This is a genomic window from Oryzihumus leptocrescens, from assembly GCF_006716205.1.
Taxonomy (GTDB): domain Bacteria; phylum Actinomycetota; class Actinomycetes; order Actinomycetales; family Dermatophilaceae; genus Oryzihumus; species Oryzihumus leptocrescens.
This window is the reverse complement of sequence record NZ_VFOQ01000002.1, coordinates 314209-327035: the sequence shown is the minus strand read 5'-3', so window position 1 is coordinate 327035 and position 12827 is coordinate 314209. Positions and strand designations below refer to the sequence as shown.

The following is a 12827-nucleotide window of genomic DNA, read 5'->3' as shown; positions in this document are numbered from 1 at the left end:
GGGCGGCTCAGGGCTGGAAGCGGTCGGGGTCGGCCCGCTCCCAGTCCGCCAGCCACGACTGCGGCGGCTGCTCAAGAAGTTGCCCGGGACGCAGGTGGTCAAACAGCTGGTCGTAGCCGACGGTCGTGGTGTGGTCGATACGTCGCCGCAGCATGTGCGGGCGCAGCTCGTGCGGGCCGTGCAGCCCCATGGACGCGATGACCTGGGTTGCCTCCGCGACCGTGGCCTCGTGGAACCGGTGCACCCGCTGGGTCTTGTCCCCGACGTCGAGGGCCCGCATCCGGCGCGGGTCCTGGGTGGTGACGCCGACCGGGCAGGTGTTGGTGTGGCAGCGCTGGGCCTGGATGCAGCCGGTCGCCATCATCATCGCCCGGGCCGCGTTGGTGTAGTCGGCGCCCTGGATGAGCCGCTTGACGATGTCGACCCCGGTGGAGACCTTGCCGCTCGCGCCGACCCGGACCCGGTCGCGCAGCCCGGCCCCCACGAGGGCGTTGTGCACGGTGAGCAGCCCCTCGGTCAGCGGGCTGCCGACGTGGTCCTCGTACTCCAGCGGCGCCGCGCCGGTGCCGCCCTCGGCCCCGTCGACGATGATGAAGTCCGGGGTGATCCCCTCGGCGACCATCGCCTTGCAGATGGCGAGCACGTCGGTGCGGGAGCCGACGCACAGCTTGAACCCGGCCGGCTTGCCGCCGGCCAGCTCGCGCATCCGGGCGATGAAGTGGACCAGCTCGCGCGGGGTGGAGAAGACCCGGTGGTATGCCGGTGACACGCACTTCTCGCCCTGGGGCACGTTGCGGGCCTCGGCGATCTCCTTGCTGACCTTGGCCGCCGGCAGCACGCCGCCGATGCCGGGCTTGGCCCCCTGGCTCAGCTTGAGCGAGACCATCTTGACGTGGTCGTGGGCGGCCTTGTCGCGGAACATGTCCGGGTCGAAGTCGCCGCCCTTGGTCCGGGCCCCGAAGTAGCCGCTGCCGATCTCCCAGACCAGGTCGCCGCCGTGCTCGAGGTGGTACTTCGTCAGCCCGCCCTCGCCGGTGTCGTGCGCGAAGCCTCCCTTGGCCGCGCCGGCGTTGAGCGCCAGGATCGCGTTGGCGCTCAACGCCCCGAAGCTCATCGCCGAGACGTTGAGCAGCGACATGTCGTAGGGCTGCGTGCAGTCCGGTCCGCCGATCCGGACCCGGTGCGGGTGCTCCGGGGTGTCCAGAGGCCGGCTGGAGTGCACGAGGTACTCGTAGCCGATGGCGTTGACGTCGCGCTCGGTGCCGAACGCCTGCTCGCCATGGATGCCCTTGGCCCGCTCGTAGATGATCGAGCGCGTGTCCCGGTCGTAGGGCCGGCCGTCGAAGTTGCGCTCGATGAAGTACTGCTGCAGCTCGGGACGGATCCCCTCGAGCAGGAAGCGCATGTGCCCCAGGACGGGGTAGTTGCGCAGGATCGAGTGCCGCCGCTGGAGCACGTCCCAGATCCCCAGGACCAGCAGGAGGGCGACCACGGCGAGCAGTGCCCACCAGCCGGGACCGCCCAGGACGGCGGCGAGGGTGACGAGCGCGCCGATGACGAGGACTGAGGCGCCGAGGAAGAAGCGCAGCATCCGGACCTGCCTTCCCATGGGGGTTCGGCCTGCCACCACAACAAGGGGGTGACAGGAGTCGGGGGAACAGGTCTACAGCAGGGGCCTGTGTTCCGCAGGTCCGTGCGGCGACACCGCGCCCGTGCGTCCACCCAACAAGACCGGCGTCCATGATGTGGACTACTGCAAAAGGCGCATTTTGGCTTCGTCACTATGGGCGACCCGCGCGCGCTCGGTCTATGGTGTCGAGCGCTGTGCACAGGGAAGGCACACCTCACCCACAAGGAGCAGCCAGTATGAGTGTGTTGCGCACCAAGACGATCGAGCAGTCGATCGCCGAGACCGACGAAGAGGGCCACCAGCTCAAGAAGCGGCTCAGCGCGCTCGACCTCACCGTCTTCGGCATCGGCGTGATCATCGGCGCGGGCATCTTCACCGTCACCGGCAAGGCGGCGGCCCAGTACGCCGGCCCGGCCATCGTCATCTCGTTCGTCATCGGCGCGGTCTGCTGTGGCCTGGCGGCCCTGTGCTACGCCGAGTTCGCCTCGACCGTGCCGGTGTCCGGCTCGGCCTACACGTTCTCCTACGCCTCCCTCGGCGAGCTCGTCGCCTGGATCATCGGCTGGGACCTGCTTCTCGAGCTGATGCTCGGCGCCAGCGTCGTCTCCCAGGGCTGGTCGGAGTACGCCGAGCTCTTCCTGGGCAAGATCGGCATCACGTGGCCCGCCTCGCTCGCGCCGGGCTCGCACTTCGACCTCCTGGCCTTCCTGCTCGTCGCCGCGCTCACGACGCTGATCGCCATCGGCATCAAGGAGTCGATGCGGGTCAACCTCGTCCTCGTCGGGCTCAAGCTCTTCATCGTGCTGTTCGTGATCTTCGCGGGCATCGGCTACGTCAAGACCTCGAACTACACCCCGTTCATCCCGCCGTCGGTCAAGGGCCAGTCCTCCAGCGGCCTCGGCGCCCCGCTGATCCAGCTGCTGTTCGGCTTCCAGCCGGCCACGTTCGGCGTGCTGGGCATCGTCGCCGGTGCCTCGATCGTGTTCTTCGCCTACATCGGCTTCGACGTCGTCGCGACCACGGCCGAGGAGGCCAAGAACCCCCAGCGCGACCTGCCCCGGGGCATCATCGCCTCGCTGGCGATCTGCACCGTCCTCTACATCGCCGTCGCCCTCGTCATCACCGGCATGGTGCGCTACGACAAGATCGACGAGAAGGCAGCGCTGGCGAGCGCGTTCGCCTCGGTCGGCAAGGGCGGGTTCGCCACGATCATCGCCGCGGGCGCCGTCGCCGGCCTGACCACCGTCGTCATGACCCTGATGATCGGCGCGACCCGCGTCGTCTTCGCCATGAGCCGCGACTGGCTGCTGCCCAAGCGCCTGGCCAGGGTCAACCACAAGACCGGCACCCCGCTCACCATCACCATCGCCATCGGCACCGCCGTCGCGCTGATCGCCTCGATCACGCCGATCGGCAAGCTCGAGGAGATGGTCAACATCGGCACGCTCGCGGCGTTCACCCTGGTGTCCATCGCGATCCCGCTGCTGCGCAAGCGCCGCCCCGACCTCAAGCGGGCGTTCAAGGTGCCGGGCAACCCGGTCGTGCCGATCTTCGCCGCCCTGGTCTGCTTCTACCTGATGCTCAACCTCAGCGTGGAGACCTGGCTGCGGTTCCTCATCTGGATGGTCCTCGGCTTCGGCGTCTACTTCTTCTACTCCCGCCGCAACAGCCGCCTCGAGGTGGCCGACCAGGAGGGCGTCGACGCGATGGAGCTCGGCGAGACCGCGGGCGACCGGGTCTGACCGCCGCCCCACCACGCACCATCGGTATGCCGCGCCGGGACTCCCGGCGCGGCATACCCGTGTCTGGGGCCCGTCCCGAGAGAGCGCCGAGGTCGACGAAACCCACACGTCCCGGTGCGGGAGGTGTGGGTTTCGTCGACCTCGCGGGTGGGGTCAGAGGCCCTTGACGCTGGCGACGACCTTGGTCAGCGACTCCTTGGCGTCGCCGAACAGCAGCGTCGTCTTCGGGTCGTAGAGCAGCTCGTTCTCGATGCCGGCGAAGCCGGGGCGCATCGAGCGCTTGAGGAAGACGACCTGCTTGGCCTGGGAGACCTCGAGGATCGGCATGCCGTAGATCGGTGCGCCCGGCGTCGTCTTGGCCGCCGGGTTGACCACGTCGTTGGCGCCCACGACGAGGGCGACGTCGGTGGTCGCGAACTGCGGGTTGACCTCGTCCATCTCCTTGAGCGCCTCGTAGGGCACGTTGGCCTCGGCGAGCAGGACGTTCATGTGGCCCGGCATCCGGCCGGCGACCGGGTGGATGCCGTAGAGGACCTCGACGCCGCGCGCCTCGAGCAGCTCGGCGAGCTCGCGGATCGTGTGCTGCGCCTGGGCGACGGCCAGGCCGTAGCCGGGGACGATGATGACCTTGCGGGCGTAGCCGAGCAGGATCGCGACGTCCTCCGGCGAGCCCGAGCGCACCGGTCGCTCCTCACCCGGACCGGCCGGACCGGCCGCCTTCTGGCGGAACGCGCCGAACAGGATCGAGGCCAGGCTGCGGCCCATCGCCGCGGCCATGAGCCGGGTCAGGATGGTGCCGCTGGCGCCGACGAGCGTGCCGGCGACGAGGAGCAGGACGTTGTCGAGGACGTAGCCGCTGGCCGCGACGGTCAGGCCGGTGAACGCGTTGAGCAGGGAGATGACGATCGGCACGTCGGCGCCGCCGACCGGCAGCACGAACAGCACACCGACCAGCATCGACACCAGCGCGAGGGCGAGGACGAGCAGGCCGTTGACCTCGCCGTTCCGGACGTCCACGACGATCGCGACGGCGAGCCCCACCGCGACGGCCAGGCTCCCGCCGAAGACGACCGGGCCACCGGGGAAGGTGACCGGCCGGGTCGTCATGATCTCCTGCAGCTTGGCGAAGGTGACCACGGAGCCGGCGAAGGACACCGCACCGACGAGGACGGTGAACGCGCCCGCCGCGGCTGCGACGTATGCCGTGCCGGTCACCGGAGGCACGAAGGTGCTGCCACTCAGCGGCGCGTAGGCGAACCAGCCCTTGTTGCCGATGACGAGGGCGGACACCTGGCCCACGCCCGGCAACGACATGGTGCGGGTCAGCTCCAGGCCGGCGACCAGCGCGGCCGCAGCGCCACCGACGCCGTTGAACAGGGCGACCAGCTGCGGCATCTGGGTCATCGCGACCCGCCGCGCGGCGGGGACACCGAGCGCCGTGCCCACGGCGATGGCCAGCAGGATGAGCAGCACGTGCTCGAGGTCGGTGGACAGGAACGCCACGAGCACCGCGAGCACCGCACCGGCAGCGCCGATGAGGTTGCCGCGCCGGGCCGTGGCCGGGGAGGAGAGGCCCTTGAGCGCGAGGATGAAGCAGACCGCGGCGACGAGGTAGCCCAGCGAGGTCCAGGTGGTGTCGAGCAGCCTCATCGACCGGCCTCCTGCGAGGCGGCGGGGCGCTGGCCGCGGCCCTTGAACATCTCCAGCATCCGGTCGGTGACCACGAAGCCGCCGACCATGTTGACCGTGGCGAGGACGACCGCGAGCAGCCCGAGGACCAGCCCGACGGTCGAGGTCGTCTGCCCGGTGACGATGATCGCGCCGACGAGGATGACGCCGTGGATCGCGTTGGCGCCGCTCATCAACGGGGTGTGCAGCGTCGTCGACACCTTGGAGACCACCTCGAAGCCGACGAACACCGCCAGCACGAAGATCGTCAGCAGGGTGATGCCGTCCATCAGTCCTCCAGGAGAGCAGCGGTCGGGGCGTGGCGGACCACGCCGTCGTGCACGATGCACGCACCGGCGAGCACCTCGTCGTCGAGGTCGAGCGTGAAGCCCTCCTCGGACAGGCCCAGGGCGAGCAGGTTGACGACGTTGCGGGCGTAGAGCCGGGAGGCGTCCACGGGCATCGCCGAGGCGGGGTCGGCCATGCCGTAGACCCGGACCCCGCCGACCTGGACCTCTTCTCCCGCAACGGATCCCTCGATGTTGCCGCCACTCTCGGCGGCGAGGTCGACGACGACGGAACCGGCCGGCATACCGGCGAGCATGTCCTTGGTGACCAGCTGCGGGGCGGGGCGGCCCGGCACCGCGGCGGTGGTGATGACGACGTCGGACTTGCTGATGAACGGCGTCAGCGCCTCCTGCTGGCGCCGGGCGCGGTCCTCGCTCAGCTCTCGGGCGTAGCCGCCGGTGCCCTCGACCGCGTCGAGGCCGAGGTCGAGGAACGTCGCGCCCATCGACTTCACCTCGTCGGCCGACGACGGGCGCACGTCGTAGGCCTCGACCACTGCGCCGAGCCGCCGGGCGGTGGCGATGGCCTGCAGCCCGGCGACACCGGCGCCGAGGACGAGCACCTTGGCCGGCGGGACGGTGCCCGCGGCGGTCATGAAGAGGGGGAAGAACCGCGGCAGCCGCATGGCCGCCTCGAGCGCGCAGCGGTAGCCGGCGACCAGCGCCTGCGAGGTGAGCGCGTCCATGGACTGCGCGCGCGAGATGCGCGGCACCAGCTCCATGGCGAGTGCGCTGATCCCGTTGTCGCGCAACGCCTGTATGCCGGGCAGCTCGCCCGCGCCGGTCACGAACCCGACCGTGGTGCTCCCCCGCCTGAGGCGGGCGACCTGTTCGGGCAGGAGGGGACGGACGTGCGCGACGAGGTCGGCCTCGGCGAGGACGTCTCCGTCGACCACCTCGGCGCCGACATCGCGGTAGGCCTCGTCGGAGGCGAGGGCGGCGGCGCCGGCCCCGGACTCGACGCGGACGGAGTGACCCTGCGCAGTCAGCGTGGCGACGGCGTCAGGAGTGAGGGCGACCCGGCGCTCTCCGCGCCGGGTCTCTGCAGGAACGGCCACCAACATGACCCGAACCTAGGGCCTGCGGGTGTCCACTGGGCAGACTTCCGGCTCACATTCTGGTCGTGAGTGCGGTCACTCCGGGGTGGCTGCGGGCCGCTGGGGGTGCGCTCAGACGAGGCCGAGGACGATCAGCGTCATCAGGCCGATGAGCACGACCGCGCCGAGGAAGAGGCTGGAGCCGACGTCGCGCTGGACCTCGGCGTAGGGCACCGGGCGGTGCTCCGCGTCGTACGGGTAGCTGCGGGGCTGCTGGCGGCGAAGAACGCGGGTGGTCATGGCGTCTCCTGGTGGGGAGTCGGTGGCGCCGGCGCCGGGGTGCGGCGCGGTCACCGTGGGGACGTGTCAAGAATAGATTCGCTACGTTGCGTATCGCAAATCCTCGCGTCGGTGCTTATTGCGAGAGAGTTGCAACAAGAGGCCGCGCCTCCCTAGGCTCGGACCCATGACCCTCACCGCCGCGCCCCCGACCCAGACCGGCGACGCCGCACCGCGCGGCCGGTGGGGCCTGGGCCCGGCGGAGCGGCGCAGCCTGTGGGGCATGGCAGGCTTCATCGCCGCGCTGCACCTCGTCGGCTGGGGCGTGCTCATCGGCTTGGTCAGCCCGGCGCACTACCAGGTGGGCGGCCAGCTGTTCGGGATCGGGCTGGGCGTGACCGCCTACACCCTGGGCATGCGGCACGCCTTCGACGCCGACCACATCGCCGCCATCGACAACACCACCCGCAAGCTCATGAGCGAGGGCAAGCGCCCGATGAGCGTGGGCTTCTGGTTCAGCCTCGGGCACAGCTCGGTCGTCTTCGTCATGGTGGCGCTGCTCGCGTTCGGGATCCGCGCGCTGGCCGGCCAGCTGAGCAACGACCAGTCCTCGCTGCAGCAGGCGACGGGCGTCTGGGGGACCTCGGTCTCCGGCTTCTTCCTCATCGCCATCGGCCTGGTCAACCTCGCGGCGCTGGTGGGCATCCTCAAGGTGTTCCGCCGGATGCGGCAGGGCCACTTCGACGAGGCCGCGCTCGAGCAGCACCTCAACAACCGCGGCTTCCTCAACCGCGTGCTGGGCCGGGTCACCCGCGCGGTGAGCAAGCCGTGGCACATGTACCCCACGGGCTTCCTGTTCGGCCTCGGCTTCGACACCGTCACCGAGGTCGGGCTGCTCGTCGTGGCCGGCGGGGCCGCGGCCGCGAGCCTGCCGTGGTGGGCGATCCTCACCCTGCCGGTGCTCTTCGCCGCGGGCATGTCGCTGCTGGACACCATCGACGGCTCGTTCATGAACTTCGCCTACGGCTGGGCGTTCTCCAAGCCGGTCCGCAAGATCTACTACAACATCACCGTCACGGCGCTGTCCGTTGCGGTCGCGCTGGTCATCGGCGTCATCGAGCTGGTCGGCCTGCTCGCCGAGAAGCTCGACATCACCACCGGCCCGCTGGCCGCCATCGCCGCGATCAACCTCAACGACGTCGGCTTCTGGATCGTCGGGCTGTTCGTCGCCACGTGGGCGCTGGCCCTGGCGGTGTGGCGCTTCGGCCGGATCGAGCAGCGCTGGGAGGCGAGCCTCGCCGACTGAGGCGAGCACCCGGCATACCGAGCGCCCCACCGAACGCAGCACATCCGTCGTTTCGCACCCCGGAAGGGGCGGGAACGACGGATGTGCTGCGTCCGGGCGAGGTATGCCGGGTGGCTGGGTCAGGCGGTGCCGCCCACGTCGCCGTGCGGGACGGGCTGGCCGAGGCGGCCGGCGTTGTGGTCCTCGAAGGCCTGCACCAGCTCGGCGCGGGTGTTCATGACGAACGGCCCGGCCCAGGCGATCGGCTCGCGGATCGGCGCGCCACCCAGGATCAGCACCTCCATGCCCCCGGCATAGCGGGCCTCCTGGCCCTGCGCCGCCGACAGCCGCAGCGCCGAGCCCCGGCCCATGACGGCGAGCTGGCCGGTGCCGATCGGCGACTGCCCGGGGCCGACGAACCCGTTGCCGCCCATGACGTAGACGAGGGCGTTGAAGTCCTCGCGCCACGGCAGCTCGAGCTCGGCGCCGGGGTGGATCGTGGTGTGGATCATGGTCATCGGCGTGTGCGTCGAGCCGGGACCGGCGACGCCCGCCACGTCACCGGCGATGACGCGCAACAGCGCACCACCGTCGGCCGAGCTGAGCAGCGCGACCTCGCCGGAGCGCAGGTCCTGGTAGCGCGGGGCCTGCAGCTTGTCGGACTTCGGCAGGTTCACCCACAGCTGGAACCCGTGGAACAGGCCGCCGCTGACGACGAGGTGCTCCGGCGGGGCCTCGATGTGCAGGATCCCCGAGCCGGCGGTCATCCACTGGGTGTCGCCGTTGGTGATGGTGCCGCCGCCACCGAAGGAGTCCTGGTGGTCGAAGATCCCGTCGATGATGTAGGTCACCGTCTCGAAGCCGCGGTGCGGGTGCCACGGCGTGCCCTTGGGCTCACCCGGTGCATAGTCGACCTCGCCCATCTCGTCCATGTGGATGAACGGGTCGAGCAGGCGCAGGTCGACGCCGGCGAAGGCGCGCTTGACCGGGAACCCCTCACCCTCGAACGACGACGGCGCGCTGGTGATCGACACCACGGGGCGCTGGGTCGCGACCGGGGACAGCGCCGGCACGCGGGGCAGGACGGTCAGGTCGGACACGGACACAGCAGGCACAACGGGCTCCTCAGATAGTTTCTGATTCAACTATCTACCCGAACGCGGTGCGCGGTCAACTCATTCCCCCTGCAGGCCGTATGCCGCGCCGCTCACCTCCGCGCCGAACGGCCCGCCGAGCGGCCCGCCGCCCGGCTGCCCTGCACCTGACTGCTCGGCGCCCGACTGCCCGGTGCCCGGCTGCTCCGCCTCGGCCGCGGCCGCCTTGGCTGCCTTGCGCGCCTCCCGTCGGGCCCGTGCCTCCTCGGCCGCGGCCTCGGCCCGGGCCCGGGCAAGGGAGCGCCGGGCCGATCGGACCGTGCCGCCGATGACCGACGCGGCCAGCCAGGTCAGGGCCAGCGCCCCGGCCACGCGGGCCACCAGCTGCGGCACCGACAGGTTGCCGTCGAGCAGCAGCAGCTCGGCCGGCACGACCAGCAGCAGCGCGATCGTCACGGCCTCACGCGGCGGCGCCGCGCCGACCTTGCGCGCTCCCTTGCCCGGACCAGCGCCGGCACCACCCTTGGCCTTGCGGCTCATCGTTCTGCCTCCAACCGTGCGGTGAGCAGGTCGGCCCACACCTCGACCGTGGCGCGGCGACCGTCCAGCAACCCGACCGGTACCGGGCACTGGGTGAGCACCGAGGCGGGGTCTGCCGTGGCCGCGACGTGCTCCAGGGCCAGGGCGTCGACCTGGCCGAGGCGGGCGGCCCAGCGGGCGACGTCCCCGGGCTTGCTCGAGGCGTGCACCACGCCCCAGGTCAGGGTCGGCGCCAGCGCGGCCAGCACGCCGTGCGCCCAGCCGCGCAGGTCCGGCAGCATCGGGGCGTCGACGACGACCACCTTGCTCGGCCGCCCCTGACCCCAGCTGCGGCGCTGGGCGGCCACGGCAGCTGCGTCACCGAAGACCCGGGCCAGCGGGATGCCCTGCACCGACGACGGCGAGGGCGTGACCACGAAGATGTCCCACTGGGCGGCGCCGATCTCGCGGGCCAGCACCCCGGCCACGCGCAGGGCGGCGGGCAGCTCGCCGGCGAGCGCCAGCACCTGCCCGGGCGCGTGGGCCGGCAGCGGCGGGGCGGGGAAGGACTCCAGCCAGGCCGCGAGCCGGCGGTAGAGCACGACCGGGTCATGGGCGCCGACGAGCACGGTCGGCGGGATGCCCAGGGCCTCGGCCCGCCCGGTCAGGTCGGGGAAGACCCGTGGCGCGGTCCGCGGGACAGGCGGCGCCGCCTCCGCCACGGTGTCGTGCAGCCGGGCGAGGACGTCGGCGAACGCCGGGGTCTCGGTGGACACCTCCGGGGACGGCGCCGCACCGGCGCGCAGGGCGTCCTCCTGGGCGCTGACCCGGTCGGCCAGCTCCAGCAGCGAGGTGGCCGGCGCGGGCGGGGCGAGCACCGGCCCGGAGACCGTGCCGTCCGGGGCGACCCCGGACCGGACCTCGACCTGGCCGGGGCGCGGCGTCACCTCGATGACGAGGTGGAACCGCTCCCGGGCGAAGAAACCGCCGACCCCGCCGCGGCGGACCCGTTCGGCGGAGACGATCCGCGCGCTGTTGCCGTACTCGGCACGCACCCGCTCCACCAGCGTGGGCAGGTGCGGGCCCTCAAGCTGTCGGCGCATGGGCGACCTCGACCACGCCGACTGTCGTCAGGGTGAGCGACCCGCCGAGCTCGGGGTAGGCCAGGACCGGCAGGCGCGGCGCGGCCGCCTCCAGCAGCCGGCGCACCGGCAGGCGCAGCGGCGCGGCGCAGACCAGGACCGGCGCCTCGCCGCGCTGCTCGGCCGCCTCGGCGAGGCGGGCCGCCTCGAGGACCAGCCGCTCGGCATACATCGGGTCGAGCATGAGGAAGCCGCCGTTCTCCCCCGAGCGCAGCGACTCGAGCAGGTTCTGCTCCAGCAGCGGGTCGAGGGTGATGACCGGGAGCTTGCCGTCGACGGCGTGCGCGGCGGAGATCGCCGGGCCCAGCGCGGCGCGCGCCGCCTCGGCCAGGCCGTCCGGGTCGGTGCTGACCCGGCCGCGCGCGGACAGGGCCTCGAAGATGCGGACCAGGTCGCGGATGCAGATCCGCTCGGCGAGCAGGGCCTGCAGGGCGCGCTGGACCTCGCCGAGGGTCAACGGGGTCGGGGTGAGCTCCTCGACGACGACCGGGTGCGTGGCCTTGACCATGTCGACCAGCGCCTTGACGTCCTCGCGGCCGAGCAGCTGGTGGGCGTGGGTGCGCACGACCTCGGCCAGGTGCGTCGTCACGACCGAGGAACGGTCGACGACGGTGGCACTGGTCAGGCCGGGGTGGCGGCGCAGCTCGGCCGGCACCCACTTGGCGTCCAGGCCGAAGACCGGCTCCTTGGTGACCGTGCCGGGCAGGCTGGCCAGGTCGTCGCCGATGGCCAGGATCATGCCGGCCGGCGCCTCGCCGCGGGCGACCTCGACGCCGTGCAGCTTGATCGCGTAGGTCCGCGGCGGCAGGTCGAGGTTGTCCCGCGTGCGCACCAGCGGGATGACGATGCCGAGCTCGAGGGCCAGCTTGCGCCGCAGCGCCTTGACCCGGTCGAGCAGGTCGCCGCCGACGGTCGAGTCGACCAGGTCGATGAGGTCGTAGGCCAGCTCGAGCTCCAGCGGCTCGACCCGCATGTCGTTGGCGATGGCCTCGGGGCTGTCGGGCGACGGGCCCGCCGCCGCGGCCGCCGCGGCCTCGGTCTCGGCGGGCGTGGGCTCGCCGGTGGACTGCTTGGGCAGGCGCTGGGCGATCAGCAGGACCGAGCCGCCGACCAGCATGAACGGCAGCTTGGGCAGGCCGGGGATGAGCGCCAGGAACAGGATCGCCGAGCCGGCCACCTGCAGGGCGCGGCGCTGCTGGCCGAACTGGTGCAGCAGGTCGCTGCCCATGTCCCGCTCGGTCGTCGCCCGGGTGACGATGAGGCCGGTCGAGATCGAGATGAGCAGCGCGGGGATCTGCGAGACCAGGCCGTCACCGACGGAGAGCAGGCTGTAGGTCGAGATCGCCTCGCCCATCGACTGGTGCCGCTGCACCACGCCCACGATGAACCCGCCGAGCAGGTTGACCACGGTGATGACGATCGCCGCGATCGCGTCGCCCTTGACGAACTTGGACGCACCGTCCATGGCGCCGTAGAAGTCGGCCTCCTGGGAGACCTCCTGCCGGCGGCGGCGCGCCTCGTCCTCGTCGATCAGGCCGGAGTTGAGGTCGGCGTCGATCGCCATCTGCTTGCCGGGCATCGCATCGAGGGTGAACCGCGCCGCGACCTCCGCGACCCGGCCGGCGCCGTTGGTGATGACGACGAACTGGATGACGATGAGGATGACGAAGATGACCAGGCCGACGACGATCGAGCCACCCACCACGAAGTGGCCGAACGACTCGATCACCTTGCCGGCGAAGCCGTTGAGCAGCACCAGGCGGGTCGCGCTGACGTTCAGCGCCAGCCGGAACATCGTCATGATCAGCAGCAGCGACGGGAACACCGCGAAGTCCAGCGGCTTGGTCACGTAGAGGCTGACGAGCAGGATCAGGACGGCGCCGGTGATGTTCACGGCGAGGAGCAGGTCGAGCAGCATCGTGGGCAGCGGGACCACCATCATGACGACGATGGAGATGATCGCTGCGGGGATGCCGATCTGACCGACGCGGCTGGACTTCACGAGACCTCACGGGATGGGGGCCAACCATCCGTGGCTGCTCCGGGTGCCGTCCTGGCGGGGCCCTATCGGCACGGCCGGCCCC

General features: G+C 71.5%; 11 protein-coding genes. 2 read left to right on the top strand and 9 right to left on the bottom strand.

The features are described 5' to 3' along the window. Positions 1–7 precede the first annotated feature (7 nt). Positions 8–1609, bottom strand: coding sequence for an FMN-binding glutamate synthase family protein (locus tag FB474_RS18655; RefSeq protein ID WP_342778145.1), 1602 nt, complete (start codon positions 1607–1609; stop codon positions 8–10). 257 nt (positions 1610–1866) lie between these two features. Between FB474_RS18655 and FB474_RS18650 the strand changes: the two genes are divergently transcribed. Then, positions 1867–3372: an amino acid permease gene (locus FB474_RS18650; protein ID WP_141790352.1), complete on the top strand. Its 1506-nt coding sequence runs from the start codon at positions 1867–1869 to the stop codon at positions 3370–3372. Positions 3373–3525: 153 nt separating this feature from the next. Here FB474_RS18650 and FB474_RS18645 read toward each other — a convergent pair whose 3' ends face one another. The 4 genes from FB474_RS18645 to FB474_RS20875 form a co-directional block, all read right to left on the bottom strand. Then, positions 3526–5022 carry an NAD(P)(+) transhydrogenase (Re/Si-specific) subunit beta gene (locus FB474_RS18645; protein WP_141790351.1) on the bottom strand — a complete coding sequence of 499 codons (1497 nt, stop codon included), beginning with the start codon at positions 5020–5022 and terminating at the stop codon, positions 3526–3528. Next, on the bottom strand, positions 5019–5330 hold the full coding sequence (locus FB474_RS18640) for an NAD(P) transhydrogenase subunit alpha part 2 (protein WP_141790350.1): 312 nt from the start codon (positions 5328–5330) through the stop codon (positions 5019–5021). The genes FB474_RS18645 and FB474_RS18640 overlap by 4 nt, the downstream gene beginning before the upstream one ends. Next, entirely contained in the window at positions 5330–6451 is a 1122-nt protein-coding gene (locus FB474_RS18635; protein WP_141790349.1) for a Re/Si-specific NAD(P)(+) transhydrogenase subunit alpha, read from the bottom strand. Before FB474_RS18635 ends, FB474_RS18640 begins: the two co-directional genes overlap by 1 nt. 105 nt (positions 6452–6556) lie before the next feature. Next, positions 6557–6724 (bottom strand): hypothetical protein, encoded by a 168-nt coding sequence (locus FB474_RS20875; RefSeq protein ID WP_185746264.1) that lies wholly within the window; start codon positions 6722–6724, stop codon positions 6557–6559. 166 nt (positions 6725–6890) lie between these two features. Between FB474_RS20875 and nicT the strand changes: the two genes are divergently transcribed. Continuing rightward, positions 6891–8009 carry a Nickel transporter NicT gene (gene nicT, locus FB474_RS18630; RefSeq protein WP_185746263.1) on the top strand — a complete coding sequence of 373 codons (1119 nt, stop codon included), beginning with the start codon at positions 6891–6893 and terminating at the stop codon, positions 8007–8009. A gap of 119 nt (positions 8010–8128) precedes the next feature. On the opposite strand, the gene FB474_RS18625 is transcribed toward nicT, so the two are convergent. From FB474_RS18625 to flhA, 4 genes are read right to left on the bottom strand one after another with little or no spacing between them, the layout of a single operon-like run. Next, entirely contained in the window at positions 8129–9103 is a 975-nt protein-coding gene (locus FB474_RS18625) for a pirin family protein (RefSeq protein WP_141790348.1), read from the bottom strand. A gap of 60 nt (positions 9104–9163) precedes the next feature. Beyond that, positions 9164–9622: a hypothetical protein gene (locus FB474_RS18620; protein WP_141790347.1), complete on the bottom strand. Its 459-nt coding sequence runs from the start codon at positions 9620–9622 to the stop codon at positions 9164–9166. Next, positions 9619–10704 carry a hypothetical protein gene (locus FB474_RS18615; RefSeq protein WP_141790346.1) on the bottom strand — a complete coding sequence of 362 codons (1086 nt, stop codon included), beginning with the start codon at positions 10702–10704 and terminating at the stop codon, positions 9619–9621. The genes FB474_RS18620 and FB474_RS18615 overlap by 4 nt, the downstream gene beginning before the upstream one ends. Beyond that, positions 10688–12745: a flagellar biosynthesis protein FlhA gene (gene flhA / locus FB474_RS18610; RefSeq protein ID WP_141790345.1), complete on the bottom strand. Its 2058-nt coding sequence runs from the start codon at positions 12743–12745 to the stop codon at positions 10688–10690. The genes FB474_RS18615 and flhA overlap by 17 nt, the downstream gene beginning before the upstream one ends. Positions 12746–12827: the final 82 nt, after the last annotated feature.